A 26,982-nucleotide genomic window follows, 5' to 3' on the forward strand; every position below is an offset into this window, starting at 1 on the left:
CGGCAAAATCGAATTCCATTCGACAAGAACCCCTTCCCGAATCGGGAAGGGGTTCTCACGCTTTATCCCCGAGGGATCAGGGCAGCACCTGCGGAATGACGTCCGGGGCGATCGCGCCGACGATCAGGCCGACCAGGGCGCCCTGGAAGGCCGGACCGAGTGCGCAGAGCGGAATGAGGGGGATGCCGATGATGGTGACACCGCAGACGACGGCCCCGAAGATGGCACCGCCAATGGCGCCGGCCGCGGCGCCATTGGCCAGCGGATCATGGTTCTTGGCGTTCGGATCGGTGGCGATGTCCTGCGGCTGCGAAATCTCGGCTGCCGCAGGGGCATTGGCGTCGACGGCGGGCTGCTCGACAGCCGTGGTGGCGGCGGCTTCCGGGGCGATCGGCAGGGCGGCCTGCTCGACGGCGACCGGCTGCACGACGGCGGCCTGGGCCGGAAGGTCGGCGGGCGCGGTGGCGGAAGCGGTTCCGGCGCTGGCGAAGGCGGCGGCGACGACGGCCAGCGGCAGGGCCGCGACGAGGGCCTTACGACCGAGATGACGAACGGTGCTGCGCATGATTTTCCTGATTCTCCCGACCCCCGGCTGCACGAACTCAGATGACGTGCAGAACGATTCGCGTTGCCCCGACCAATTGTCCAAGAGCAACGAGACAAGTTCTATCCGATCGCGGTCACGGAATCAAGTCCCGGATCGCCATTCGGGATTCGCGGAATTGTGTTGACCGCCACTATTCGGCAATGCCCCTATATTTCGGGGATCGCGCCGAGTAGTTCGGCGCCCGCCTCGGATTCCATCCACCAGGCGGTATGCCCGAGAAAGTACTCGCTGTACGCGATTTCGGCGTTCTTCGCATTGCCGCCGGGAATGACGCCGAGGAAGTAGTCGATCTCGGAGAGTTCGTACTCACAGTGCACGAGTGGCAGCAGGGCCGGAAGTGCGTGGCGTTCGGCGGCCGGCAAATTGCGTACCGATTGGTATGACTCGAGCAGGGCGCGCACCTGATCGAAGCGGACGTGCGCGGGACCGCCGTCGCGAATCGAAATCCAGTCCACGGCACAGCGTTCGATGGCGGTGGCCAGATCGTGGACGGCGGTGGTGCGGTCGCACAGGCCGAAGTCGATGACCGAGGTCACCTCGTGGTCGCGCCAGAGCAGGTTGGTGCCGTGCCAATCATTGTGTGTCCACAGCGGTTCCAGCTCGCCGAGCAGTGGGCGTAGGCGATCGTGGGCGGGCAGGTGGACGCGGGTCATATCGGCCCGCCAGTCGCGCTCGGCCAGGAACGCGCCCAGCGCCGGTCGCGCGACGGCCCGATCCGCCACGGCCGCAAGGGGATCGGGGGAGGCGAAGATCGTGAAACCGGCCAGCAGCGGCCGGGCCGGGCGGCGGGGCGCGTCGTAGCCGGCGGCCGCGAGGTGCAGGCGGGCCAGCATGTGACCGGCGGCGGCCGCCTCGTCGCGGGACAGATACGGCGACCAGGAGAACACGCCCGCGTACTCGTCGGCTCCGTCGCCGAGTTCCTGGACCTCGTAGGTGAATTCGCCGAGGTCGACCGTGTGCCGCATGCGCGGCACCGGAATTCCGCGCGCCCGCACGTGATCCATGAACCGGTGTTCCTCGCCGAGTGCGGCGGCATCGCGCAGGGCGTGCGGCAGCCGCTTGACGATGACCTCGTCCCCGTCGGGCAATCGGACCAGGGCGGTCGCCGACAGCGGTCGCGGGCTGCGCCAGCTGATGACCGCGTCGGTGCCCAACACCGCCTCCACCTCGGTGGAAGTCAGTGCGGGCCAATCGGGTTCGACCAGTGGGTCGAGCGCCATGCCGTAGACGCGGTCGTCGCCGGTCATGCCCGCCGGAAACGCACCAGCAGTGCCGTCACGGCCGCGGCGACCAGGAAGGAGTACAGCGAGGCCGAGGACCACCAGCCCGGGTGAATGTGCAGCGTGTCCTGCGCCTTGGTCCAGAAATCGGTCCACCAGGTGATCGAACCGGGATTGAACAGCTGGTAGGTGACGAAGCCGATGGCCCACGGCAGCAACATGAGTGGCCGGGTGGGCGCGCTCTCGGTCAGGTTCCAGCCGCGCCGCCCCTGGCCGAAGAAGTAGTCGACGATCAGCACCGCGCACAGCGGCACGAACACCGAACCGATCAACACCAGGAAGTTGGCGTAGTTGCTGAAGTCGCGGACCGGCAGTGCCAGCAGTGTCACGATCAGGCCGACCAGTCCGGCGAGAATCCGGCGATCGACCCGCGGCAGCAGGTTCTGAATCGACATGGCCGTCGAATAGATATTGGCGAAGGACTGATCCGATTCGCGCAGCACCAGGACCGCGAAGAACACCCAGCCCGCGGCCACGCCGAGGAAGGTGTCGAAGATGTTGTCGGCATTGCCCGCGTGCAGGATCGCCAGGATTCCCAGTCCGTAGCACCAGATTTGGGCGACGGAGTAGCCGATCACGGTGGCCCCGGCGGCCGTCTTCGCCGAGCGCGAGTGGCGGGTGTAGTCGGCGGCCAGCGGGACGAAGGAGATGGAGACCGCGAGGGTGGAGTCCACGGCGGGCCAGAAGCCGCTCCAGCTGGTGCCCGTGGGCAGCGGAATCGGTTGCCGCAGCAGCTGAATCGTGAAGTAGACGAGCGCGATGCCGACCGCCACCGACACGTACTTGCGCAGCGCCCGCACGGCGGCCAGCGGCCAGATGGCCATGACCGTGGACAGCACGCCCGCCGCGACGATGACGATCCAGTGCGGCACCCGGTCGTGGGTGAGCGCCGAGACGCCGAGGGTGATGACGGTCAGCTCGTACACGCCCCAGCCGATGCACTGCACGATATTGGCGACCGTCGGCACGTAGGACAACCGCGTGCCGAACAGACCGCGCAGCACGGCCATGGCGGGCGCGCCGGTGCGTGCTCCGATGGCGGCGGGTCCGGCCACCATGGCCGCGCCGATCACGGTGCCGACCACGGTCGCCAGCAGCGCGCCGAGCAACGGCAGCCGCGAGCCCTCGGTCGGGGACAGCACCACGGCCGCGCCGCTGAACCCGATCAGGCTGACGCCGATATTGAGCCAGAACGCCGCCTGATCGGTGAACCCGAGCGTGCGCGGCGGCTCGGTGTCGAGCACCAGCGGCGCTTCTCGGTGGTCCTTCTTTTCGGCGATCGTCATGCCGAGGATGCTACGGCCCGGAACCGGCAAAACCGACAGTCAGGTCGTCCTGACCTGGATATATGTTTCATAGGCACAGCATGATGCGGTCGCGGTTGGTGGGGTCGACGCGGATCGAGAGCGTTCCGCCCACTGTGATTCGCGGCTTCACGACCGGTTCCACATCGAAGACGATGCTGCCGTAATAGGTCTCCGAGCCCGGCACCACCAGTTCGAGGTCCAGTTCGGTGATCTCGGTGCAGTGGTCGGTGCGCTGGAGCGGGTGGACGCCTTCGATGTTCGCCCAGCCCTCGAGTCCGTGGCGGCGCAGTCGCCGGTCGGAACGGGACGGCCGTTGGGCGAAGAGCATGCCGAGCCCCAGGAAGGTTCCGAAGAGACCGACCAGCGTGATGACTTGGACCGGCACGGTACCGGGCGGCGTGAGCGGAACGATCCAGCCCAGCCACACCCCGAGCGCGACCAGATAGGCGGCCGTCACCGCGAGCACCGTTCGGACTATGCGCGCGTGGTCCATGACACCCTCCAACCACGGCTTACGGAACTCCAGGATAGTCCCGAATTTCGTCGCAGGTGGGCGAATCAGGCGAGGTCAGTGGCCGGAACGGGTCAGACGGACGCGCCGGAGCTGCGCAGGGTGGTGAGGGCGTCGAGATCCAGCGGCAGGTGCAGGGTGTCGAGTTCGAGTGTCACCTGTCCGCCGTACTCACCGGTCGGTACGTATCGCCCGTCGCGCAGCCGATGCGTCAGCAACCGCAGCGAATCCTGTGTCTCCAGCAGCCAATAGTGCTCGATGCCGACCGCCGCGTACTCGGCGAACTTCATCACCCGATCCACTCGCCGCGAGCCCGGCGACACGATCTCGATGGCGGCCAGCACATCCGCGGGCCGCACCCGGGTGGCGTGCTCGGCCCCGGCCGCACCGCCCACGATCAGCACGTCCGGCACCCGCACCGTCGGCGGCGAGCCCTCGTCGATGAGCAATTCGATGCGCGCCATGGCCGCCACCCGCCGCGGCAGCGCCCGCTCCAATTGAGCGGCCAAGCGCCACACCGCGAGTTGGTGCCGGGGCGGCTGCGGCGCGACCACGAGCACGCCGTCCACCAGTTCCCGGCAGTGGCGATTGTTCTCGGGCAGTAGCGACCACTCGGCAATGGTCAGCAGGTGATTCGGCCAGTATTCAACCGATTTCAGCAATTCCGCGGAACTCGACCGAGTCATGCCCCCAGTCTTCCACGCTCCGCAACCGCGCAGCGACGTTTAGCCTTTCAAGCGCAAAACCGCCAGCACGCGCCGGTGATGCAGATCCGAGGGCGGCAGTTCCAGTTTGGTGAAGATGTTGCCGATGTGTTTTTCGACCGCGCGTTCGGTGACGCTCAGGGCCTGTGCGATGGCCGAATTCGACAATCCCTGGGCCATGGATTCCAGCACCTCGCGCTCGCGCGGGGTGAGCCGGGCCAGCGAATCCTGTTGTCGGGCAGCGCCCATGAGCTGGCTCACCACCTCCGGGTCCAGGGCCGTGCCGCCGGTGGCGACGCGGCGCAGCGCCTCCACGAAATCGGTCACATCGGCCACGCGGTCCTTGAGCAGATAGCCGACGCCGCCCGCGCCCGCGGCCAGTAGTTCGGTGGCATAGCGGGTTTCGATCCATTGCGAGAACACCAGGACCCCCGTGCCCGGGTGGCTACGCCGCAGCGCCAGCGCGGCGAGCAGGCCCTCGTCGGTGAAGCTCGGCGGCATGCGGACATCCACCACGGCCACGTCCGGCCGCTGCTCGGCCACCGCAACATGCAGACCGGTCGCGTCTCCCACGGTGCTCACCACCTCGAATCCGCGCTCCGACAGCAGCGCGGTCAGCCCGTCCCGCAGGATGGCATTGTCCTCGGCGATCACCACGCGCAGCGGCGCGTTCCCGGTCTCCATGCGCACGTCCCCGATCATCGCGGCCCCGCCACCGGCAGCACCAGCGTGACCACGGTCGGGCCACCCACCGGACTGTCCACGAACAGCGCGCCGTCCACCGCCCGCGCCCGCTGCGCCAGCCCCGAAAGCCCGCCCGCCACAACGGCTTCGCCCGACGCGTCGGCCGGTTGCAGCGCACCGCCCTGACCGTTGTCGCGCACGCTCACCGACAGCGAGTCGGTGCCGGTGGGCAGCACGGCCACCCAGATTCGGCTGGCACCAGCGTGTTTCACCACATTGGTGAGCAGTTCGGCGACCGAGAAGTAGGCGATGGCCTCGATGGCCGGGCTGGGCCGCACCGGCAGCAGCACCCGCAACTCCACCGGAATCGCGCAGCGCGCGGCCAGGGTTTCCAGCGCCGGTTCCAGTCCGAGTTCCAGGGCGGGCGGGTGAATGCCGCGCACCAATTCGCGCAATTCGGTCAGCGCCTCCTTGGATCCCATGCGGGCCAGGGTGATCAACTCGATGGCGTCGCCGCCATTGGCCATGCGCTCCTCGGCGCGTCCCAGCATCATGGCGATGCTCACCAGCCGCGCCTGGGTGCCGTCGTGCAGATCGCGTTCCAGGCGGCGCAGGGTCGCGGCGGCATCGTCGACCGCGGCGCGGCGGCTCTCCCGCAGTTCGGCCAGCTTGTGATCGCGTGCGGTCGGGGTGAGCAGCCAGAAGGAGAGCAGGCGATGCAGGAAGCACACGCCGCGAAACAGCCACGGCAGCAGGAAGCACAGGAGGACGCCGATCGCGGCGATACCCAATACCCGCGGCCAGGTCTCGATGTAGTAGTCGCCGAATTGGAACTGCGAATGGTGTGCCACGCCTTGGTCGTCCACATTGGTGGGCTGGAGAACCGCCCACGGAATGGGGGAGATGGCCGCGAATCCGATCATGGCCACCACCGTCAGTACGACGTAACCGACCATCATGCCCAGTACGCATTCGAGGAGCAGAAACAGCATGGCGCGCCACGAGACCCGGTCGGTGAAGGCGGCGCGCAGCCAGCGGATCGGGCCGGGCGCGAAGGTGAACGGTGGCGGCTCGGGCAGCGGGGTGTCCAACAGCACCGCGGCCAGCACCCGGTAGACCTTCCCCCAGACCCGCCCGCCCAGCAGCGCCACCGCGAGCACCGGGATGCCGATCAGGACCAGTGACAGGTACAGGCTGCCGCCGACGACCAGGAACAGATACGCCGTCGCCAGGCAACCGAGCACGAAAACAATGATCAGATAGGCGAATTCCTTCCAGGTGCGCGCCCGGAAGGGAGTGCGGAGAAAGGTGCGCAACGCGGAGGCCAGACCGTGTCCGCCCGGGTCCGGTTGCGGCGCAGGCGGATCCGAGCGCGGCTCCGGGTCGACGGCGAGGAAGGGCTGGGTGGCCGTGTCGCTGCGGGGTCCCGCGGTTTCGCTCATGCGTCTCATCGTCCCGGTTGCCGGATTCCGCGGCGATGGAGCAGACCCGTAAATGTGTGGTGTAGCCAGCACTACCCCCTAGCATTCTGGCCATGACATACGATCCGCCGCCGCCCGGCTGGGATCCACAGCACCCACCGCAGCCCGTGGACTTGAACAAGCCGCAGGACGGTCAGCCCCAGAACTACGGCCAGCCTCAGGACTACGGTCAGCCGCAGGATTTCGGCGCGCAGGGTTACGGCCAACCCCAGGGCTACGGCCAGCCCTACCCCTACAACCCGGGATACCCGCAGGCCGGGCCGGGCTACTACCCGCAGGGCTACTACGGTGCGCCCGCGCCGGACCATCCGCAGGCCGTGGTGGTGCTGATTCTCGGCATCATGAGCCTGGTGTTCTGCCAGTTGCTCGGACCGGTGGCCTGGATCATGGGCGGCAAGGCGCGCCGGGAGATCCAGGATTCGGGCGGGGCCATCGGCGGCAGCGGCATGGTGACCGCGGGCTGGATCTGCGGCATCGTGTCCTCGGCGCTGCTCATCCTGGCCGTCCTGTTCATCGTGCTGATGATCGTCGTCGGCGCGGCCAGCTCGACGAGTTAGCCTGCTCGCCGCGCGGGGCCGGTCGGGGCACGCATTAGCATCGCCCGGGTGAGTCCCGCTCCGATCGCCGACGAACCGCTCGCCCCCGGCCCGACCGAATGGGGTGAGCATCCGCACGGCGTCGGACCGTGGCGCGTGGAGTTCGGCACCGAGCCGCCCGCGGACGCGCGCCTGGACCCGGAACTGCTCGAACACGGGGACCGCCGCAATGTGGTGGATGCCTACCGGTATTGGCGGCGCGAGGCCATAGTCGCCGATATCGACGCGCGCCGGCATCCCTTCCACGTGGCCATCGAGAACTTCGGGCACGACGCCAATATCGGCACGGTGGTGCGCACGGCCAATGCCTTCGCCGCGGCGGCGGTGCACATTGTGGGCCGCAAGCGCTGGAATCGGCGCGGTGCCATGGTCACCGACCGCTACCAGCACATCGAGCACCACACCGACACCGACGAACTGCTCCGCTACGCGGAGGAGCACGGCCTGACCGTGGTGGCCGTCGACAATGTCCCCGGCTCGGTGCCGCTGGAAACCGCGGAACTGCCGCGCGATTGCCTGCTGCTCTTCGGCCAGGAGGGCCCCGGCGTCACCGAGGCCGCGAAAAAAGGCGCGCTGCTGACCGTTTCGATCGCCCAGTTCGGCTCCACCCGCAGCATCAACGCCGGTGTCGCCGCGGGCATCGCCATGCACGCCTGGATCCGCCAACACGCCGACCTCGCCAACGCGTGGTAGGTCACCCTGACCCCCTTTCCCTCAGTTCCCCGCTGCCGTCAGGCAGCGGGGCACGGGATCGAGAGGTAACAAATAAGCCACGAGAGCCCCTGTCCGACTGGCACCATTAGTCCCATGACTTCGCGGACCGGGCGCAATATCGAGCCGACCGCTGCGCTGTGGTCTGAGCGCGCCGACCTGGCGGAATCCGCGATCCTGTCCCGTCATCTACGGAAATTGTGGGCCATTCCGGGCACCCAGCTCGGGGTGGTCGGCTGGCCCGCCACCAAGAGCGAGCGCGCGTTCGCCTTCTGGCACTACTGGTGGCAAGCCCACCTGATCGACTGCGCGGTGGATGCCGCGAATCGTGCCCCCACGCCCGCCCGTCAACGCCGACTCTGGTCCATCGCACACGCCATGCGGCGGCGCAATATCACCGGCTGGACCAACAACTACTACGACGATATGGCCTGGCTGACAATCTCTTTGGAGCGCGCCGAGCGCACCCAGGGGGTGTCCGAGGTCCGCGGCGCACTACTGGCTCTGGAGAAGACGCTGGTCGACGGCTTCGAGCCGGAGTTCGGCGCGGTGCCGTGGCGCAAGGGCTCGGACTTCTTCAATGCCCCGGCCAATGGTCCGACGGGCATCGCCATGGCCAGGCTGGGCCGCTACGCCCGGGCCCAGGAACTCGCCGACTTCCTCGATACGCACCTGCGTGACAAGGAGACCGGTCTCGTCTTCGACGGCATCCATCTACCGTCGGGCGAGGTGGAAACCCCCGTCTACAGCTACTGCCAGGGCGTGACACTCGGTCTGGAAACCGAATTGGCCGTGCACACCGGCGAATCCCGGCACACCGAGCGGGCCGTGCGACTGGTGGACGCGGTCGAGGAACACATGACCGTGGGCGGCGTGGTGGTTGGGGACGGCGGCGGCGACGGCGGCCTGTTCAACGGCATCCTCATTCGCTACCTGGCCCTGACCGCCCTCATGCTGCCCGGCGACGAGCCCGCGCAGGTCACCGCGCGCCGCAAGGCCGCGGCCATCGTGCGCGCGTCGGCGACCGCGGCCTGGGGGCACCGCCTGGATGTGGAGGGCGAACCGCTGTTCGGCGCGGACTGGCGACAGCCCGCGCGACTGCCCGGCCTCGCGGGCGCGGGCGGGTTCGAGGGCGGTTCGGTGACCGCCTCGCGCAACCCGGAACGCGATCTGTCGGTGCAGCTTTCGGGCTGGATGCTGATGGAGGCCGCGCATACCGTCACGGCCGCGGGGTTGCTGTAGCCGCCGGGGCGTTTCCCGGTTCAGACGTTGTGCCGCCGGATCACCGGGATCGGCTGGGTCGCCGCCTCGGCCGCGTCCAGGTCGAAATCCTCGGCGGGGCGCGCCATTTCGGCGCGGTACTGCCGGACCCCGACGATCGTGCCCAGGATCAGGCCGACCACCAGCGTGCCGATGACGGCGGGCATCAGCCAGGACATGTCCTCGAGGAAGCTGCCCGCGTAGTAGCTGGCCAGCAGGATCACCGGGGCCCAGACGACCGCGCCGATGGTCGAGGCGATCGTGTACTTGCGGTGATCCATCCCGGCCGCGCCCGCCACCAGCGGGCACAGGGTGCGCACCCACGGAATCCAGCGGGCCACCAGCACCGCCAGAAAACCGTGCTTGTGCAGCATTTCCGAAACCCGCGCCAGATTGCGGGTATTGATGTATTTCCCGTTCTTGCGCGCGACCAGATGGTGTCCGGTGCGATTGCCGAACACATACCCCACCTGATTGCCCGCGATCGCCGCGATCATGGTGCCGACCGACAGCGCCCAGATATGGCCCTCGCCATTGACCTGCGAGGCCATCACCACGCCCGCGGTGATGAGCATGGAGTCACCGGGCAGGAACAGTCCGATGATGAGCGCGCATTCGAGGAAGACGAACGTGAGCACGATCGTCCAGACGAGAACCGGTCCCGCCGTTTCCAGCGGTCCGAACCCGCCGGCGGCGAGGGTGGTTAGCGGGGTGGTCGACACCGGTGGCTCAGCGGGTCGGCTCGTTCGTCGAGGTGGCCAGCTCGGCCTTCTCCGGCTGCTGGCCACGGTGCAGCAGGTTCTTCGCGACCGTGATGATGCCCGGGAGAATGGACACGAACACGATCAGCAGGAAGATCGCCTCGACGTTCTTGCGAATGAATTCGACATTGCCCAGGAAGTAGCCGAGCACCGTGACACCGCCGCCCCACAGCACCGCGCCGATGATGTCGACGGTGGCGAACTTGCGGTAGTCCATCTTCGAGACACCGGCCAGCACCGGCATGAAGGTGCGCACGATGGGCACGAAGCGGGCCAGCACGATGGTCTTGGGGCCGTGCTTCTCGAAGAAGGCGTGCGTCTCGGTGATGTAGTGCTGCTTGAAGAAGCGCGTGTCTTCCTTCTTGAACAGCGCCGGACCGATGCTGCGGCCGATCCAGTAGCCGCTCTGGTCGCCCAGCCAGGCCACGAAGGCGGTCGCGGGCACCAGCCACCAGATGTTCATGCCGGCCGGCGGATGCGCCTGGGCCGCCAGCAGCCCGCCAGTGAACAGCAGCGAGTCGCCGGGCAGGATGGGGAACAGCAGGCCGGTCTCGATGAAGACGATCGCCAAGATCGCCGGGAGCACCGCGTGTGAGAGCCAAGTCTCCGTCAGGAGGTGCATTGGATCCAAGATCGCGGGCAGCGCGGCATTGGTCGTCACGGCATCGGATACGGCCAGCAAGGTCACGGCCACCACAGTACCGGTAGCTCGGACATCACACCCAACGTCGAAGCAACCTCACAAAGTTGTAGGGAATAAGAGGCCACTGCCCCGGAGAAAAAGGGCTGTCCTATCGTGTCAGCTGACAGAATTTGTCGTACGCACCACACACAACACGGAGGTCACTGTGCCCATCGCGACTCCGGAGATCTACGCCGAGATGATTGCTCGGGCCAAGCAGAACTCCTTCGCGTTCCCCGCCATCAATTGCACGTCCTCGGAGACGATCAACGCGGCGATCAAGGGCTTCGCGGACGCCGGTTCCGACGGCATCATCCAGTTCTCCACCGGCGGTGCGGAATTCGGTTCCGGACTGGGTGTGAAGGACATGGTGACCGGTGCGGTCGCGCTGGCCGAGTTCGCGAACGTGGTCGCCGCCAAGTACGACGTGACCATCGCGCTGCACACCGACCACTGCCCCAAGGACAAGCTGGACACCTTCGTGCGCCCGCTGCTGGCCATCTCGGCCGAGCGCGTCAAGAACGGTCTGAACCCGCTGTTCCAGTCGCACATGTGGGACGGTTCCGCGATTCCGATCGACGAGAACCTCGAGATCGCCAAGGAGCTGCTGAAGCAGGCGCACGCGGCCAACATCATCCTCGAGGTCGAGATCGGCGTCGTCGGCGGTGAAGAGGACGGCGTCGAGGCCGAGATCAACGAGAAGCTCTACACCTCGCCCGAGGACTTCGAGAAGACCATCGACGCGCTGGGCTCGGGTGAGAACGGCAAGTACCTGCTGGCCGCCACCTTCGGCAATGTGCACGGCGTCTACAAGCCGGGCAATGTCGTGCTCAAGCCCGAGGTGCTGGCCGAGGGCCAGCGGGTGGCCGCCGCCAAGCTGGGTCTGGGCGCGGACGCGCAGCCGTTCGACTTCGTCTTCCACGGCGGTTCGGGCTCGCTGAAGTCGGAGATCGAGGACTCGCTGCGCTTCGGCGTGGTGAAGATGAACGTCGACACCGACACCCAGTACGCCTTCACCCGTCCGGTCGCGGGCCACATGTTCGGCAACTACGACGGCGTGCTCAAGATCGACGGCGAGGTCGGCAACAAGAAGGTCTACGACCCGCGCAGCTACCTCAAGAAGGCCGAGACCTCGATGGCCGCGCGCGTCGTCGAAGCCTGCAACGACCTGAAGTCGGCGGGACGTTCGATCAGCGCCAAGTAAGCTCAACGGTCGGGATTCCGCTGAAAACGCGGAATCCCGGGCAATTTTCGAGCGGCGGGCGCGCCGCGGTCTCTATCGAGGCAGGTGGCATGACTGTCGATGTACGGGTCCTGGGCCCCGTGCAGCTGTTGGTCGCCGGTCGGTCCGTGCCGGTCGGCGGCCCCAAACCCCGTGCGCTGCTGGCGGCCTTGACCGTGAACCGGCGGCGGGCGGTGTCCTCGCAGGCGCTGGCCGACATCGTCTGGAACGATGATCCGCCGGACTCCTATCAGGCCAGTCTGCAGGTGTTCGTGTCGAACATTCGCAAGACGCTGCGCACGGCCGGGGTGGACCCGGTGGCGTTGCTGCGCACCGAATCCTCCGGCTACCGGCTGGAAATCGAGGACGACGAATGCGACCTCGGCCGCTTCGAGACGCTGCGGCGGGAGGGCTCCGAGGCCGCCGCGATCGGCGATCCCGCTTCCGCCGCGCGGCTTTTCGGTGCGGCGCTGGCGGAGTGGAGCGGGCGGGCGCTCGACGACCTGTCCGGGCTCGGCTTCGCGGAGAGCTTCGCGACCGCCATGGACGAGGAGCGGCTGCTGGTCGCCTCCGCGCGCATCGATTCCGAAATCGCCCTGGGCCGAGCGTCTTCGGTGGTCGGCGAACTGGTCTCGATGACCAATGCCCATCCGCTGCGCGAACCGCTGTGGGCGCAATTGATCATCGCCCTCTACCTCTCGGGCCGTCAGGCCGACGCGCTCGAGGCGTGCCGGCGGGTGCGCACCGTGCTCTCCGACGAGTTGGGCATCGATCCGGGTCCCGCGCTCATCGCGCTGGAACAGAAGGTGCTGCGCCAGGAACCGTTGAGCACCGGGCAGATTCACGAGGTCGAGCGCATGGCCAAGGCCATGACCGAGACCGTCACCGAGATGCCGCGCGCGGTGCGCGCCGGTCAGCTGCGCATGGCGGACGGGCGGGTGATCCCGATCGGCGCGAACGGCATGAAGATCGGCCGCATGACCGACAACGATCTGGTGCTCGACGATCCCAAAGCCAGCCGGTACCACGCGCAGATCACCCCGAGCCGGGCCGGACTGCTCATCAAGGATCTGCACTCGGCCAATGGCATCTACATCAACGAGGAGTCCATCGAATCGGCCGCCGTACTGGCCGACGGGGACGCCATTCGGATCGGGACCACGGTGTTGACCTTCCAAGCGCTGCGCTGAGCGCCCATCGGATACCGCGCCGAGCGCACATCGGATACTGCGCCGAGCCTGTCTCGATTCGATCGAGATCGGCCGAGTACCGGCGATTCGCCCGGTTTGGCGGGTAGGGTCTCTGCGGCGAATGTGTCCGGGATCTTGATGTGGCGAGAGGTTGAGTTCATGGCCAAGCGGCTGGTCGCAGCTGCGGGAGCGGTGATCTTCGGGGCGGGTGCGCTGGTCGGAATGGACCATGCGGCGGTGGCGGATCCGGGTGTGGCACAGGCCGTTCCGGGCACCGGGCCGTGCCAGAGCGAGGCCAAGCCGACCCACGAGGCGCTGGTGCCCAAGACCGTCGAGGTGCCGGTCGTGTACCCGGTCGTCACGGTCGATCCGGGTCCGCCGGTGGAGAACACCAAGCGCGTGCAGATGGAGCTGCCCTCCGATCCGTGCGTGAACCCGTGTCCGGACCTCACCGATCAACCGGCCGGGCCGCCCGATCTGGCCCAGCAGCTCGGCCTACCGAAGCTGATCCTGCGGCCGCAACCGTTCAATTTCGCACTGCCCAACCCGAATCCGCCGACGCTGCCGCCCGGGCCCGATCCCGAGCACCCGCCGGTCGAGGCCGCCGCGCAGACGCCCGCCCGGCCCACCCCGCAGGTCTCGCAGGTGCGCGAGGTGGCCAAGCTGACCGGCGCGAACTCGGTCAACCGCACCGACAAGCGCTGGCAGGTGCAGGGCACCGACCTGGGCATCATGTGGCAGAGCGCGCCCGACGAGATCGCCATCGCCTTCGGCGACACCGTGGGCCGCGACTTCCATCCGCCGGGCGGCATGGGCGAGGACTGGCGCTCGAATCTCTTGGCGTTCAGCAAGAATCGGGATCTGAGCCAGGGTGTCGTGTTCGACCGCATGGTCACCGACGACCGCTGCCACGCCTCGGAGCTGCTGAGCAGCCGCAAGATGGACAATATCGAGATCACCACCATCCCCACCTCGGGTTTCGCCCTCGGTGAGCGGCAGTACATGAGCTACATGTCGATTCGCACCTGGAACAGCATCCCGGGCACCTGGTACACCAACTACGGCGGCATCGCCTACTCCGACGACCACGGCGAACACTGGATCAAGGACCCGTACGCCAAGTGGGAGAACATCTTCGGCGTCTCCAACTTCCAGGTGGCGGCCATGGTGCCGCAGGGCGACTGGGTCTACATGTTCGGCATCCCCAATACCCGCCTCGGCGGGGTCGGGCTGGCCCGGGTGCCCAAGGACCAGGTCCTCAATCCGACGGCCTACCAGTACTGGCAGACCGACGCCTGGGTGCCCGCGGTCAATGGATTGGTCACCGCCACACCGATTGTGGACGCGCCCGCCGGTGAGCTGTCGGTGCGCTACGACGAGAGCCGCAAGGTGTGGCAGATGAGCTACCTGGACACCGCCAAGGCGGCTCTGGTCGTGCGGGAATCGGATTCGCCGCAGGGCGCGTGGTCCGACAGTGCGGTCACGGTGAGCGCCCTCCAATATCCGGAGCTCTACGGTGGTTTCATCCACCCGTGGTCGACCGGGAACGACATGTACTTCACCATGTCGACCTGGAGCGACTACAACGTCTACCTGATGCACGCCAGCCTGAACTGAATCGTGCTGCGGGACAACCAAAAAGAGCGGGCCGCACGGAATGTGCGGCCCGCTCTTCGGGTTTCGGGGCTCAGCCGAGTTTGACCTCGGCGACGGCACGGCCGAAGAGCTTCTTGCCCTCCGAGGTCGCGCCGAGAACCACGGTCGCCAGGCCGGTTTCGGCGTCCACCGACTTCACCTTGCCGGTGAAGTCGATTGGGGTCGCCGCGGTGGGCTCGACCGGCACGAAGCCGGAGAACCGCACGCTGAACTTGCGCAGCGCCGACGGATCGCCCAGCCACTTCACCAGGTAGTCGGCGGTCAGGCCCATGGTGAGCATGCCGTGCGCCACCACGGTGGGTAGTCCGGCCAGCTTCGCGGCGGCGTCGCTGAAGTGGATGGGGTTCGGGTCGCCCGAGACGCCCGCGTAGTTCACCAGATCGCCGCGGGTGACGGCGGACCGACCGGCGGGCAGCTCCGACCCGGCGGTCAGCTCGGCCACGGTGTGCTTGGTGTGCACCGGAAGTGGGGCGGCCGGGGCGGCCAGCTCGCCCACCTCCTCGGGCTCGAGCAGGATGAGCGCGTTGGGATCGGCGGCGGACTCACCCGGCTTCGCTACGTGGCCGTGCATGACGACCCCGGTCACCGTCTCCACCATGCCGGGATCGATTTCAACGCCCTTGCGGGCCACGATGGTGGTGGTCGCGACCAGTACCGGCAGCAGGTCCGCGTCGGTCATCGTCACCTTGACGTTGATGAAGTCGTTGTCGCCGTAGCTGCGGATGCTCTCCACCGTCACGTCCACACCAAGGCGGTCCTCGGCCAGGATCGGGCGGTAGTACTCGAAGACCTGATCTGTCTGCAGGAACTGGGAGACGTCGTACTCGGTGAGCACGGTGCCGATCAGCGAGCGGGTAGTGGCCGCGCCGATCACCGACGCGAAGGTCGGCGGGGCGAGCAGTCCGCCGTAGCCGAGCGCAACGGCCGCATCCTCTTTGTGGTGGGCGGGATGATCGTTGCGCACGGCGCGCGCGAATTCGCGAATCTTCTCGCGGCCGACGTCATAGTGATCACGGACACGGAAGTGTCGTCCGACCAGCTCGGCCGCGGTGGCTTTAGTCGCCTCTGCCGTTTCCGGCATGGTGTTCAGCTCCCTGCAAATCGAAACCCGGTGGGCCCGCACCACTTCGCGCGGACATTGCTTCGGGCTGTGAAGACAATGTCCTGGACGGTGTACAACCGTCGAAGTGCCGGAATGCCGAAAAGGCTGGCCCAGACAATCCGGGCGACTCTACCGGCGTATCGGACCGATGACCAGGTGTTTGTGATGTTTATCGCGGCGGGGACCGCGAAGGTGTCAGTGCCCGTTCTGCGGATCACACACCTTCCACGAACCACCCTCGTTCCGCAGATCGAACGTGCGCGCGGAGGTCTTGTTCGGATCCGCGTCGGTGTAGACCGTCGCCTGCGCGATGGCGGTATCGCCGGTGACCTGGATGGCGTCGATGCTCTTCACCCGCGGAATGCTCTTCTGCTCCTTGGACGTCCGATACACGCTGGTGAACTGGTCCGCCGAGATCTTCTGATAGAAGTCGTGCTGGTTGCCGCAGGTCACCGCGCGCAGCGTATCCAGGTTCCCGCTGTTCAACGCGTCGGTGTAGGACGTAACCGCGTTCTGCACCAAGGCTTCCGGCGAATTGTCGTTGTTGTGCTTCACCACCCCGAGCACCACGCCGATGATCGCGATCACCACCACCGCGGCCGCCGCCAGGATGATCCACAGCTTCTTCTTGGACCCGCCGGCGGCCTTGCCGGAGTCCGCGTCCACGGCTGGCACCCGCTGCGGCTGCGCGAGCACCGGGGCCGGTGCATCCTGCACGGCCGGACCGGCTTGCGCCCCGGGCTGTCCCGGGGCGTCCTGACCCTGCGGCCCGCGCGGACCCTGTGGTCCGGGACCTTGCGGCGCGCCCGCGCCGACCCGCTGCGGCGCGGCGATGCGCGGCCCGCCGATCGGCTGACCGGGGGTGGTCGGCTGCATATCCGCGGGCGACGGCGCGGTGGCCGGGCGGCGCGGGCCCATCGGTGGCCGCGGCGGCGCGGGTCGCGTCTCCTCGACCGGCGCGTCCGGCACCGGCCCGGCGGCGCGCGGACCCGCATTGCGCGGCCCGACATTCCCGCGCGGGGTCTGCGGCGGCTTGCTCACGGGCCGCCCCTGCGGGCCCGAAACCCGAATCTTCTCGGTCCCCGCCTCACCGTTCACGATCGGTAACGCGGTGGTGGCATCCTCCGCGGGGCTCGGAACCTTCTTGATCACAACGGTTTTCGCGTCCCCGGCGTCCGCGCTCTCCGGCTCCGGCTGCGCGGCGGACTCGCCCTTGCCGTCGGCTTTGCCGTCGGCCTGCTCCGCGCTGTCGCCGGGCGTCCCCGAATCACCGTCTCCGGCATCGACTTCCGCCATGCCCTGCGTCGGAACATCCTCGGGCGCGGGCTTCTTCCCGGCCTCTTTGGTCTCCTCGGCCTGCTTGGCCTGCTTGGCCTGCTTGGCCTCCTTGGCCTTTTCGCCCTGGGCCGCCTGATCCGGCCGCTGAATCTTGATCATCTGCGTGGTCGCGTCCGCGGCCGCGGCATCGGCCGAACCGCCCTGGTCCGGCCGATCGCCACCCGCCTCCGGGGCCTTCTTCTCCCCACCCGGCCGCTGAATCGGAATGAACTGCGTGGGCGCGTCGGCCGGAGACGGAGCCCCGGGCCCCTGCCCTCCCTTGCCGACCTGCCCCGGAGCCTGCGGCTGCCCACTCGGCGCACTCTGCGGCGAAAACGCCCCGGATCCTTCACGTCCGGGCACGCCGCTTCCGGCCGCGGCCGGGGCCTGGCCGCTGGGGCCGGACTGCCCTGCGGAGGTGGGTTGTCCGGCCGGTTCGTTCTTCGCTGCCTGCGCGGGAGGGGTCGGGGCGGGGCGGCCGGGCGCGGGTGGCTGGACTCGTGACGCGCCCGCGGGGCCGTTCGGCTTGGGGGCCTCGTAATGGATTGTGGCGAAGCCGGATCCGGGTGCGGCGGGTTTCGGTGCGCCGGTGCGGATTTCCTCGGTGCGGGCGTTGGGGGAGGGGATCACCTCGGTGGCGGCCGTCGGCGGGGCCTGGTCGGCGGGCTTGTCGCTCGCGGCGGCGGGCTTGTCTGCCGGGCCGGGAGTGGACTGGTCGGCCGGGTTCGGAGTGGCGGGAGTGTCCGGGTTACCTGCGGCGGGTCGGGCCGCCGAGTCGGCCGGGCCCTGTGGCTGCTGGTCGTCTTTCGGGTCGGACACGCGCTGCACCCCTCGTATCGGCGGAACTGTGATTCGACGGTCAGCCTACTGAGCAATCCGGGCGGCGGTGCAGAATGATCGGCATGACCTCCTTCGGTGATCTGCTCGGACCGCAGCCGGTCCTCCTTCCGGAAAACATCGAGGCCGAGGACGCGCTGCTGCAGAACCAGGACCCGGTGCAGGTCGCCGCGGCGCATCCGACCGCCTCCATCGCCTGGGCCCACCTGGCCGAAGCCGCCCTCGCGCGGGGCGAGCAGGCCGAGGGCGAGGTCAATCTCGACGTCATCTCCGCCTACGCGTTCGCCCGCACCGGCTACCACCGCGGCCTGGACCTGTTGCGCCGCAACGGCTGGAAGGGCTTCGGCCCGGTCCCGTGGAGCCACGAACCGAATCAGGGATTCCTGCGCAGTGTCGGCGCGCTGGCCAAGGCCGCCCGCGCCATCGGCGAGACCGACGAGTACGCGCGCTGCCTCGACCTGCTCGAGGACTGCGACCCGCGCGCGGCCGCCGAACTCGGCCTCGACTGATCCCGCGGCGGCCGAATTGAGCGGCGCCCTAGGCGAAACCCTCGACGCTGCCCGCGAGAGCAGCCTCACCCGCATGCGCCGCGCCGCCGCGCGCGTGCGGTCCTCGCTGCTGCCGATCGTGCAGTGCGCCGTCGGTGCGGGCGTCGCCTGGTTCATCGCCCACAATGTGGTCGGCCACGAGCGCCCGTTCTTCGCGCCCATGGCCGCCATGATCTCCATCGGCGTCTCCTTCGGCGCGCGGCTGCGCCGCTCGGTCGAGCTGATCGTCGGCGTGGCCGTGGGCATCGGCATCGGCGACCTGTTCGTCACCCAGGTCGGCACCGGCGGCTGGCAGATCGTGCTGCTGGTGCTGATCGCCATGTGCGCGGCCGTCTTCCTGGACGGCGGCCCGGTCATCACCATGCAGGCCGCCAGCTCGGCCGTCCTGGTCGCGACCCTCTACCCGCCCGGCAATGGCGGTGCGGGACTGCGCATGATCGACGCCCTCATCGGCGGACTGGTCGGCATCGTGGTGGTGGCGGCCATTCCGTTGCACCCGGTGCGCCGCGCCCGCGAGCAGGCCGCTGGAATCCTCGAGGTGATGGGCACGGCGCTCACCGAATGCGCGGACGGCCTGCTCGAGCACGACGCCGACAAGATCAAGCGGGCCCTCGAGGCCGCCCGCGGCACCCAGGGCGCGATCGACTCCATGCGCAATACGCTCGAGGGCAGTCGGGAGATCATTCGAATCTCCCCGCTGTACTGGAACTCTCGCGCCCGGCTGGGCCGTCTGCGCGAGGCCGCCGACCCGCTCGACAACGCCATCCGCAATACCCGCGTGCTGCTGCGCCGCGCGCTCACCTCGGTCCGCGACGACGAGGTGCTCGACCCCCGACTCATCGCGGAGGTCGAGAAGCTGGGGCAGGCCGTGGACGTGGTGCGCCGCATGATGCTCGCCGACCCGGACGAGAAGCCCGATCCCGCCGAGGCCACCCGGGTGCTGCGCTCGGTCGGCAAGGGCGCGACCAAGGATCTGGTGGCCGGTGCGGGGCTGTCGGCCCACGTGGTCTTCGCGCAGTTGCGTTCCATCGTCGTCGATCTCATGCAGGTCTGCGGCATGCGCCGCCTCTCGGCCATGGCACTGCTGCCGCCCACCGTGGCGAATCCGTATGTGACGCCGATCGATTGACGCACGTGGCCGATTCGCCCGGCTGCGGGGGTCTGCTCTTGATCTTCGAGTAGTCCGCTACTCGCGTTGAACCGCCTGTGTCGCTCTACCGTTCGTATCAGGCCGGACTCGCGAGGGGTAGTTCGGTACCGCGAAGGGAGCCGCCCGGCAACCGGGTCGTCCGGGCGGCTCCTCCACGTCGATGCTCACGCCCAGAATCGGGTCAGCCAGTACCCCTCGGTCCACCAGTACCGGGACAGACCCGACAGGTCGAACAGGGTGTTGACGAAGGTGAAGAAGATATCGCGGACCTGCGGCGTGAACAGCAGCGCGAAGAGGATCAAGATGCCGAACGGCTTGATCTGATCGAGTGACCGCCGCGTCTGATAGCTCAGCGAAGGCTCCAGAATCCCGTATCCGTCGGTGCCCGGAATCGGGATGAGATTCAGCACCGTCGCCGTAATCTGCAGGAACGCAAGATAACTGAGGCCGAACCAGAAGGCCGAGTGCGCATGGGTGCTGCCGTACAGGCGCACGACCATCAGCAGGATGATCGCGCAGACCGCGTTCACGGCCGGGCCCGCGCCACTCAGAATCCGCTGCGTGCGCGGGCTGAAGTTGTGTGAGTGCACGTAGACCGCGCCACCTGGAAGCGCGAAGCCGCCGAGCGCGATGAACAACAGCGGCAATCCGATCGACAGCAGGGGATGGCTGTACTTGAGTGGATTCAGCGTCAGGTACCCGCGCATCTCCACTTCGCGGTCCCCGGCCCGCCAGCCGACATACGCGTGCGCGAACTCGTGCAGGCAGACCGACACGATCCAGCCCGCCACCACCAGAATGAACACCCCGATTTGGGCTGTGCGCGTGCCGTAATCGGCGTCCCACGCGAGCGCGCCGCCCGCCACCGTGATCACCACGACGAGCAGGAACACCGGACTGGGCCGCACCGCCCCCGACTGCCGTCCCACCGCGCGCGGGTAATTCACCTGTGTACTCCCAACTGGTCGGCCTTGCGGATCTGCCGATTCCCATTCTGGGGGTGAATCAGCGAACCAGTAGCCAAGGCTCGTGGTGTCGATAGAAAGTGGACCGCTTCACCAGGCGGTCGGCGGTGATTCCGTCGCGGGTGACGATCGCGCCGTGCGTGCCCAACTGCATGGCACGCCCCTCGACCCAACGCTTCTTGCGCAGCCCCCGCTGCACGGTGGCGTGCAGACCCGGCATCTCCAGCATCGGCGAAACGTGCAGTGCCGCGACCTTTCCCGTGAACAGCCGGGTGTCGTCGACGTACGCCTCACCCTCGAGCTTCGCGCCCGCCTCGCCCACGATGGTGGCGCGGCCGATGAGCACCTTGCCGGTGTCGTCGCGAATGAGCGGGGTCTCGGTGGCCTTGCCCTCGAGGGCGCGCTTGGCGGCCGCCGAACCGGTGCCGGTCTCGTAGGCGCGCGAGCCGTAGGTGCGGTCGATGGGCACGTAGCCGATCTCGACGCCGAGGCGTTCGGTGCGCATCAGGTGGGTCAGCACGGCCGCGAGGCCCGCGTCCTCACCGAGCACGATGAGTCGGGGCAGGCTGTCGGCCGCCATCACCGGGAGCAACTCGTCCAACACGCCCGTATCGGGAATGGCCGAGGTCTGGGTGAGGGGCAGGGAAGCCAGCGCGATGGGAACCGGCGCGCCGTCGCAGCGGAGAACATGGGTACTCAACTGCCGAACACCCTCCTCTGGCTTGCCAACACCTATCCGCCTCGCTGCGTTCCGATGGACCCCCTGCCGGTCCCTCTCCCCGTGTCACCATAACCCTGTCTCAATAGCCACGCTGCCCTCGCTGCGCATCCGTTACGTCCGGTTTTTTGGGAGTCGGGCCTTATACCTGGACGTATGTGGCCATCCAGTAAAGTGTGCCTACGGCCACCGCCTTCTGACGGCGGGTAGCTGCAGCACCGGGGTGCTGCGCGTCGAACCCGTAGGAGACACTCACATGCCGGCAATCGTGCTGATCGGCGCCCAGTGGGGCGACGAGGGCAAGGGCAAAGCGACCGATCTGCTCGGTGATCGCGTTCAGTGGGTAGTTCGATACCAGGGCGGCAACAACGCGGGACACACCGTGGTGCTGCCGAACGGTGAGAGCTTCGCGCTGCACCTGATTCCCTCCGGCATCCTCACCCCCGATGTGACCAACGTCATCGGCAATGGCGTCGTGGTCGACCCGGGCGTGCTGCTGGCCGAACTCGCCGGTCTGGAAGAGCGCGGTGTGGACACCTCCCGCCTGCTGCTCTCGGCCGACGCGCATCTGATCATGCCGTACCACGTGGCCATCGATAAGGTCACCGAACGCTTCCTGGGCAACAAGAAGATCGGCACCACCGGCCGCGGCATCGGCCCCTGCTACCAGGACAAGGTCGCCCGCGTCGGCGTCCGCGTCGCGGACGTGCTGGACGAGAAGATCCTCACCCAGAAGGTCGAGGCCGCACTGGAATTCAAGAACCAGGTGCTGGTGAAGATCTACAACCGCCGCGCGCTGGACCCGCAGCAGGTGGTGGACGAGGTGCTGGAGAAGGCCGAGGGCTTCAAGCACCGCATCGCCGACTCGCGGCTGCTGCTCAACCAGGCCTTGGAGCGCGACGAGATCGTGCTGCTTGAGGGTTCGCAGGGCACGCTGCTCGATGTCGATCACGGCACCTACCCGTATGTGACCTCCTCCAACCCGACCGCCGGTGGCGCGGCCGTGGGCGCGGGCGTCGGCCCGAACAAGATCACCACGGTGCTCGGCATCCTGAAGGCGTACACCACCCGCGTCGGCTCCGGCCCGTTCCCGACCGAGCTCTTCGACGAGTCCGGCACCTACCTGGCCAAGACCGGCGGCGAGGTCGGCGTCACCACCGGCCGCGCGCGGCGCACCGGCTGGTTCGACGCCGTGATCGCCCGCTACGCCACCCGCGTCAACGGCATCACCGACTACTTCCTCACCAAGCTGGACGTGCTCTCCAGCCTGGACACCGTCCCGATCTGCGTGGCCTACGAGATCGACGGCGAGCGCGTCGAGCAGATGCCCACCACCCAGACCGAATTCCACCACGCCAAGCCGATTTACGAAGAGATGCCCGGCTGGTGGGAGGACATCTCCGGAGCCCGCACCTTCGAGGATCTCCCGGCCAACGCCCAGGCCTACGTGAAGCGCCTGGAAGAGCTGTCCGGCGCCCGGGTTTCGTGCATCGGCGTCGGCCCGGGCCGCGACCAGACCATCGTCCGCCACGACATCCTCGCGTGAATTTGCGCTGAGCACTGAACAATTCGGCCCCACCGCCTGTGATGCGGTGGGGCCGAACTCGTTTCGACGGGGGTTGGTGTCAGTAGGTGATGAGGGGTGCCAATGGATCGGCGGCGTGGGGGGTGAGGGCCTGGTAGGCGGCGGCGATGGACTTCACGCCGAGGCGGATGTCGGGTTCCTCGTGGGTGAAGGGGAGGCGGATGAAACGTTCGAAGGCGCCCTGGACGCCGAAACGTGGTCCGGCGGCGAGCAAGACGCCGTGGTTGGGGGCCGTCGCGGCGAGGGCGGTGGAGACCGGGGTGGGAAGTTGGGCCCACAGGGACATGCCGCCGACGGCCGGGGTGATGCGCCAGTCGGGGAGTTCCTCGGCGAGGGATTCCAGTAGCACGGCGCGGCGGGCGCGGAGCTGATCCCTTCTGGCGGTGAGGATTTCGTCGGCATTGCGCAGCAGGTGGACGGTGGCCAGCTGATCCATGACCGGGGTGCCCAGGTCGACCGTGGAGCGAATGCCGAGCAGCTTGGTGATGAGGGACTGGTTGGCGCGCACCCAGCCGACCCGCAGGCCGCCCCAGAAGGATTTGGAGGCCGAGCCGATGGTGACGATCTCCGCATTGCGGGCGAAAGCGGCCACGGGCGGCGGGGATTCGAGATCCGAGAGGTTCAGGTCGACCATGGATTCGTCGACGATGACCGTCATGCGGGTCTCGCGGGCGATGGCGGCCAGCTCGGCGCGGCCCTCGGTGTCCAGCAGGTGACCGGTGGGGTTGTTGAAGTCGGGAATCAGATAGGCGGCGCTGGCGGCGGTCTGCCGTGCGGCACTGCGGATTCCATCCAGATCCCAGCCGTCCGGGCGCAGGGGAACCGGCACCGGGCGCGCGCCCACATCGCGAATCGCCTCGATGGCGTTCGGGTAGGTGGGGTGCTCGATGAGGACGCGCTCGGCGGGCGTGGTGAGCACGTTCAGCAGCAGGCGCAGGCCGTGCTGTGCGCCGAGGGTGATCAGGATCTGGTCCGGTTCGGTGGGCAGGCCGCGCTCGGTGTAGCGGCGGGCCAGTGCCTCGCGCAGCATGAGCACGCCCACCGGGTCCATGCCGTGGGTGCCGAGATAGGTCGGAAGACCTTGCAGGGCAAAGGAATACGCCTCGGTCATCTGCGGCGGGGCGGCCATGGCGGCATAGGTCATGTCGATGGTCGGCAGGTCCGGCTGCGCCATCGTGGCGAGCAGGCTGCGGGTCGGCTTCGCGCCGTCGTGTACGACGGTCGGCGGCAGGGCCACGGTGCTGCGCGAACCCTGGCGGCTGACCAGGTAGCCGTGCTCGCGCAGCAACGCGTACGCGGAGGTGACGGTGGTGCGGCTGACCGCGAGGCTGGTGGCCAGATCCCGTTCGCTGGGCAGCGCGACGCCCAGGGGCGCGCGGCCGTCGTGAATGAGCAGGCGAATGCTCTCCGCCAGTGCCACGTAGGCGGGCCGCGCCGACCGCTTGCCGGTGTCGGCGGTGGCTCCCGACTCGTCGTTTCGCCACCGACCCAGATCGCGCGTCAAGCTGGCCGCGCCGATAACTCGTGTCGCCATACAGGCCAGTATCGGGGCACTGGATATTTTCTTCAAGTCCACGACAAGGCCACCATTGCCCTATGGTCGCTCTGCTCGCCTCCCTCGTGATCGTCGCCGCCTTCGCCGGTCTGGTGTACCGGTTCGCCCCGAAGTCCGGTGAGCGCTGGGGCATCATGCTCGAGCGCTACCGCCCGCACGCCCCTATGTCGGACTGGTCGGTCGCCGAATATGAAGCCGTGCGCCAATATTCGGACCTGGCCGCCATCGCCTCCCTGCGTCCCGACGCCTGCCCGCCCACCCCGATCCGCCGCTTCCGCCGCCAATCCTCCGCGGTCGCGGCCCTCTCGCACATCCCCTGTCGTGGCGAATCGGTCCAGTTCTAGCAAACTGGTCTGAAGTGGACTTCTTGTCGGTGCCACCGTGCACACTGGCCCTATGTCCGCCCCGGCCCGCCCCTCGGCGTCGGCGGCGCTCTTCGACACCGCGATCGGCGTCTGCGCCATCGCCTGGAGCGCCACCGGCGTCCTCCGCTTCGCCCTCCCCGATCGCGACCCGGAGGCCACCCGCACCCACATCGTGCGCCGCCACCGCGTGATGGATGTGCGCGAAGCCGATCCCACCCCCGAAATCGCCGAGGCCATAACCGGAATTCAGGCCCACCTCTCCGGTGACCTCGACGATCTCCGCTGGATCCCCTTGGACACCAGCCCGCTCAACGATTTCGACCGAGCCGTCTACGAGGTGACCCGGGCCATCGACCCGGGCCACACCCTCAACTACGGAGCCGTCGCCACCCGCATCGGTCACCCCTCCGGAGCCCAAGCGGTAGGTCAGTCCTTGGGCCGCAACCCCATCCCCCTGATCATCCCCTGCCACCGAGTCCTGGCCGCCGACCACGCCCTCCACGGCTTTTCCGCACCCGGCGGCCTGACCACCAAACAACACCTCCTGGAAATAGAACGCACCCCCGGCTTCGGCGAACCCACCCTCTTCTGAAGGTCTCTCGTTCCGGGAACCGTCAGCGCACGACCGAGTAACGGACGCAGGCGAATTCGCCGTTGTGGGCGAGTTCCTCGGCCTTCAGTTCGAGACGCCGGGGGAGCAGGGGTGCGCCCGCGCCCAGCGTGACGGGGGCGATGGACACGATGATTTCGTCCAGCAAATCCTGATCGGCGAATTGCCCGACCAGTTCGCCGCCGCCCATCAGCCAGAGATCCTTGCCGTCGGCGGCCGCGGCCATCTCCCGGTGCACGACCGCCACCGGCTCCGAGGTGAATCGGACGTCGCGGCCGTCGTCGAATGCGGGAAACTCACGATGGGTGAACACCCAGGTCGGCATGTCGTAAGGCCATGGCTCGGTGGAATTCTCGTTGATCCACCGATAGGTGCTGGCGCCCATGGCGATTGCGCCCGCACCGGCCGTGAACCGGTTCAGTCCCAGCGGGCCGTCCCAGTCGACCTGCCGGGACAGCAACCAATCCAGCTTGTGGTCGGGCGTCGCGAGAAAACCGTCCAGACTGGTGGCGGTGTGGTAAACGGTCTTGAAGGTCACGTCAGCCTCTCCGGTGTAGCCATTCGATGAGATCGCCGTCTCCGATTTCGGTTCCGGCGGTGGACAATTCGGTGCGCAGCCAATGCCGTACGAGATGTCTGCGGTGGGCGGAGTAGCTCAGGATGTGGGCGATCACGCTGCCGATGACGAAGCTCTGCGGTGGCTCGCACAGCGCGTCGATCAGGGTGTCGTCCCACCCGCCCCGCCGGGTGATGTCGCGGACGGTGTCCAGCCACCGAACCGCCACGCGCTCATGGCGTCGCACCAGTTCCGGGAGGGCGTCGTCCCCGGCCGTCGGGACGTCCTCGCCGTCTATCGCGGCCAGCCACATCTCCTTCGCCTCGATGAGATGGGTGAGCACGGCGGCAATCGATTCCTCGGGGCCCCGGAACGACTCCACCAGCAGACCCGGAGCCCGCACCCGCCGGTATCGCGATTCGTCGAGTCGCGCTGCCATGCCGAGCAGTTCGCGGGTGTCATCGACATCGTGATGAACCATCAGCGTGGTGGGATCCAGCCCGGCCGCTCCCTTCGGCCCGCCGGTCACCCACAGCGACATCGGCGGGTGAAAGTGGATGCCATTGCTCGCGGGCAACCATGGCCGCCGCTCATCGGTGGGCGTCAGGCTGGGCGGATACCCGAAGGCGGCGCTGAACGCCCGGCTGAAACCCTCCACCGACTCGTACCCGGCCGCGAACGCCACATCGGTCACCGACCGACCTGTCGATATCTCCCATGCCGCCCGCTCCAGCAGCACCCGCCGCTTCAACGCCACCGGCGGCTCGCCGATCCCGCGCGAGACCTGCCGCGTGAAATGAAACGGCGAAACAAAGGCATCGGCCGCCATCGCCCCGAGCGTGGTGTTGTCCTCGTCGAGCACCGCATCGAGCAATTCCCGTAGTCGATCCCGTCCGTTCTTGGCCACCCGACGAGTCTCCCAACCCCACCCCCGACCCCGCTTGACCGATCTTGCTCAACTCCCAGGACCGAGCGGCGCGATGGACGGTCCGACCAACCCGACCGGACCGTCCCCGAAACGC

Annotated in this window: 27 protein-coding genes; 11 read left to right on the forward strand and 16 right to left on the reverse strand. The window is 68.0% G+C overall.

The features are described from left to right. Window positions 1-76: 76 nt before the first annotated feature. The 7 genes from VMT65_RS36425 to VMT65_RS36455 form a co-directional block, all read right to left on the reverse strand. A complete protein-coding gene (locus VMT65_RS36425) occupies window positions 77-565 on the reverse strand; it encodes a hypothetical protein (RefSeq protein WP_326313251.1) in 489 nt (162 codons plus the stop codon). A gap of 188 nt (window positions 566-753) precedes the next feature. Beyond that, window positions 754-1,854, reverse strand: coding sequence for a phosphotransferase enzyme family protein (locus tag VMT65_RS36430; protein ID WP_326313252.1), 1,101 nt, complete (start codon window positions 1,852-1,854; stop codon window positions 754-756). Next, a complete protein-coding gene (locus VMT65_RS36435) occupies window positions 1,851-3,173 on the reverse strand; it encodes a purine-cytosine permease family protein (RefSeq protein WP_326313253.1) in 1,323 nt (440 codons plus the stop codon). The genes VMT65_RS36430 and VMT65_RS36435 overlap by 4 nt, the downstream gene beginning before the upstream one ends. Before the next feature lie 67 nt (window positions 3,174-3,240). Next, entirely contained in the window at window positions 3,241-3,687 is a 447-nt protein-coding gene (locus VMT65_RS36440; RefSeq protein WP_326313254.1) for a hypothetical protein, read from the reverse strand. A 92-nt stretch (window positions 3,688-3,779) separates the two neighbouring features. Continuing rightward, window positions 3,780-4,391, reverse strand: a complete 612-nt coding sequence (locus tag VMT65_RS36445; protein ID WP_326313255.1) for a Uma2 family endonuclease — start codon at window positions 4,389-4,391, stop codon at window positions 3,780-3,782. Window positions 4,392-4,430: 39 nt separating this feature from the next. Further along, window positions 4,431-5,093: a response regulator transcription factor gene (locus VMT65_RS36450; protein WP_326313362.1), complete on the reverse strand. Its 663-nt coding sequence runs from the start codon at window positions 5,091-5,093 to the stop codon at window positions 4,431-4,433. A 14-nt stretch (window positions 5,094-5,107) separates the two neighbouring features. Continuing rightward, window positions 5,108-6,535, reverse strand: coding sequence for a sensor histidine kinase (locus VMT65_RS36455; RefSeq protein ID WP_326313256.1), 1,428 nt, complete (start codon window positions 6,533-6,535; stop codon window positions 5,108-5,110). Between the two features lie 92 nt (window positions 6,536-6,627). Between VMT65_RS36455 and VMT65_RS36460 the strand changes: the two genes are divergently transcribed. From VMT65_RS36460 to VMT65_RS36470, 3 genes are all read left to right on the forward strand, one after another. Next, window positions 6,628-7,131 carry a DUF4190 domain-containing protein gene (locus tag VMT65_RS36460; RefSeq protein ID WP_326313257.1) on the forward strand — a complete coding sequence of 168 codons (504 nt, stop codon included), beginning with the start codon at window positions 6,628-6,630 and terminating at the stop codon, window positions 7,129-7,131. Window positions 7,132-7,179: 48 nt separating this feature from the next. After that, window positions 7,180-7,863, forward strand: coding sequence for a TrmH family RNA methyltransferase (locus tag VMT65_RS36465; protein ID WP_326313258.1), 684 nt, complete (start codon window positions 7,180-7,182; stop codon window positions 7,861-7,863). Window positions 7,864-7,977: 114 nt separating this feature from the next. Beyond that, window positions 7,978-9,123, forward strand: a complete 1,146-nt coding sequence (locus VMT65_RS36470; RefSeq protein WP_326313259.1) for a glycoside hydrolase family 76 protein — start codon at window positions 7,978-7,980, stop codon at window positions 9,121-9,123. Window positions 9,124-9,143: 20 nt separating this feature from the next. On the opposite strand, the gene VMT65_RS36475 is transcribed toward VMT65_RS36470, so the two are convergent. Both VMT65_RS36475 and VMT65_RS36480 read right to left on the reverse strand, forming a co-directional pair. Continuing rightward, the gene (locus VMT65_RS36475; RefSeq protein WP_326313260.1) at window positions 9,144-9,863 is read right to left on the reverse strand and encodes a DedA family protein; all 720 of its coding nucleotides are present in this window, start codon (window positions 9,861-9,863) and stop codon (window positions 9,144-9,146) included. A gap of 7 nt (window positions 9,864-9,870) precedes the next feature. Next, window positions 9,871-10,524: a DedA family protein gene (locus tag VMT65_RS36480; RefSeq protein WP_326313363.1), complete on the reverse strand. Its 654-nt coding sequence runs from the start codon at window positions 10,522-10,524 to the stop codon at window positions 9,871-9,873. 226 nt (window positions 10,525-10,750) lie between these two features. Here VMT65_RS36480 and fbaA point away from each other — a divergent pair, with 226 nt between their 5' ends. The 3 genes from fbaA (at window position 10,751) to VMT65_RS36495 (ending at window position 14,613) form a co-directional block, all read left to right on the forward strand. Beyond that, window positions 10,751-11,788 (forward strand): class II fructose-bisphosphate aldolase, encoded by a 1,038-nt coding sequence (gene fbaA / locus VMT65_RS36485; RefSeq protein WP_326313261.1) that lies wholly within the window; start codon window positions 10,751-10,753, stop codon window positions 11,786-11,788. A gap of 89 nt (window positions 11,789-11,877) precedes the next feature. Beyond that, on the forward strand, window positions 11,878-12,996 hold the full coding sequence (locus VMT65_RS36490; RefSeq protein ID WP_326313262.1) for a BTAD domain-containing putative transcriptional regulator: 1,119 nt from the start codon (window positions 11,878-11,880) through the stop codon (window positions 12,994-12,996). 159 nt (window positions 12,997-13,155) lie between these two features. Next, window positions 13,156-14,613 (forward strand): DUF4185 domain-containing protein, encoded by a 1,458-nt coding sequence (locus tag VMT65_RS36495; RefSeq protein WP_326313263.1) that lies wholly within the window; start codon window positions 13,156-13,158, stop codon window positions 14,611-14,613. A 70-nt stretch (window positions 14,614-14,683) separates the two neighbouring features. On the opposite strand, the gene VMT65_RS36500 is transcribed toward VMT65_RS36495, so the two are convergent. Together VMT65_RS36500 and VMT65_RS36505 are read right to left on the reverse strand one after the other, a co-directional pair. Then, window positions 14,684-15,733, reverse strand: coding sequence for a fused (3R)-hydroxyacyl-ACP dehydratase subunits HadA/HadB (locus tag VMT65_RS36500; RefSeq protein ID WP_326313264.1), 1,050 nt, complete (start codon window positions 15,731-15,733; stop codon window positions 14,684-14,686). Between the two features lie 216 nt (window positions 15,734-15,949). Further along, window positions 15,950-17,890 (reverse strand): Rv0361 family membrane protein, encoded by a 1,941-nt coding sequence (locus tag VMT65_RS36505; RefSeq protein WP_326313265.1) that lies wholly within the window; start codon window positions 17,888-17,890, stop codon window positions 15,950-15,952. 83 nt (window positions 17,891-17,973) lie between these two features. On the opposite strand from VMT65_RS36505, the gene VMT65_RS36510 reads away from it, so the two are divergent. After that, window positions 17,974-18,417: a DUF3151 domain-containing protein gene (locus VMT65_RS36510; RefSeq protein ID WP_326313266.1), complete on the forward strand. Its 444-nt coding sequence runs from the start codon at window positions 17,974-17,976 to the stop codon at window positions 18,415-18,417. 73 nt (window positions 18,418-18,490) lie between these two features. Continuing rightward, the gene (locus tag VMT65_RS36515; RefSeq protein ID WP_326313364.1) at window positions 18,491-19,585 is read left to right on the forward strand and encodes an FUSC family protein; all 1,095 of its coding nucleotides are present in this window, start codon (window positions 18,491-18,493) and stop codon (window positions 19,583-19,585) included. Between the two features lie 185 nt (window positions 19,586-19,770). Here the strand turns inward: VMT65_RS36515 and VMT65_RS36520 are convergent, their stop codons facing one another. Together VMT65_RS36520 and VMT65_RS36525 are read right to left on the reverse strand one after the other, a co-directional pair. Continuing rightward, entirely contained in the window at window positions 19,771-20,553 is a 783-nt protein-coding gene (locus VMT65_RS36520; RefSeq protein WP_326313267.1) for a site-2 protease family protein, read from the reverse strand. A gap of 58 nt (window positions 20,554-20,611) precedes the next feature. After that, the gene (locus VMT65_RS36525) at window positions 20,612-21,271 is read right to left on the reverse strand and encodes a hypothetical protein (protein WP_326313268.1); all 660 of its coding nucleotides are present in this window, start codon (window positions 21,269-21,271) and stop codon (window positions 20,612-20,614) included. A 274-nt stretch (window positions 21,272-21,545) separates the two neighbouring features. Here VMT65_RS36525 and VMT65_RS36530 point away from each other — a divergent pair, with 274 nt between their 5' ends. Then, complete coding sequence (locus VMT65_RS36530) at window positions 21,546-22,835, forward strand: adenylosuccinate synthase (RefSeq protein ID WP_040813938.1); 1,290 nt, start codon at window positions 21,546-21,548, stop codon at window positions 22,833-22,835. Window positions 22,836-22,914: 79 nt separating this feature from the next. Here the strand turns inward: VMT65_RS36530 and yczR are convergent, their stop codons facing one another. Next, window positions 22,915-24,408, reverse strand: a complete 1,494-nt coding sequence (gene yczR / locus VMT65_RS36535) for a MocR-like transcription factor YczR (RefSeq protein ID WP_326313269.1) — start codon at window positions 24,406-24,408, stop codon at window positions 22,915-22,917. A gap of 62 nt (window positions 24,409-24,470) precedes the next feature. Here yczR and VMT65_RS36540 point away from each other — a divergent pair, with 62 nt between their 5' ends. Together VMT65_RS36540 and VMT65_RS36545 are read left to right on the forward strand one after the other, a co-directional pair. After that, the gene (locus tag VMT65_RS36540) at window positions 24,471-24,773 is read left to right on the forward strand and encodes a hypothetical protein (protein ID WP_326313270.1); all 303 of its coding nucleotides are present in this window, start codon (window positions 24,471-24,473) and stop codon (window positions 24,771-24,773) included. Window positions 24,774-24,825: 52 nt separating this feature from the next. Continuing rightward, window positions 24,826-25,386: a methylated-DNA--[protein]-cysteine S-methyltransferase gene (locus tag VMT65_RS36545; protein ID WP_326313271.1), complete on the forward strand. Its 561-nt coding sequence runs from the start codon at window positions 24,826-24,828 to the stop codon at window positions 25,384-25,386. A 22-nt stretch (window positions 25,387-25,408) separates the two neighbouring features. On the opposite strand, the gene VMT65_RS36550 is transcribed toward VMT65_RS36545, so the two are convergent. Further along, window positions 25,409-25,942 carry a dihydrofolate reductase family protein gene (locus VMT65_RS36550; protein ID WP_326313272.1) on the reverse strand — a complete coding sequence of 178 codons (534 nt, stop codon included), beginning with the start codon at window positions 25,940-25,942 and terminating at the stop codon, window positions 25,409-25,411. Window position 25,943: 1 nt separating this feature from the next. Continuing rightward, window positions 25,944-26,867, reverse strand: coding sequence for a helix-turn-helix domain-containing protein (locus tag VMT65_RS36555; RefSeq protein WP_326313273.1), 924 nt, complete (start codon window positions 26,865-26,867; stop codon window positions 25,944-25,946). Between the last annotated feature and the right edge of the window lie 115 nt (window positions 26,868-26,982).

Origin of the sequence: Nocardia sp. CDC153, assembly GCF_035818515.1 — a bacterium.
Classification (GTDB): Bacteria; Actinomycetota; Actinomycetes; order Mycobacteriales; family Mycobacteriaceae; genus Nocardia.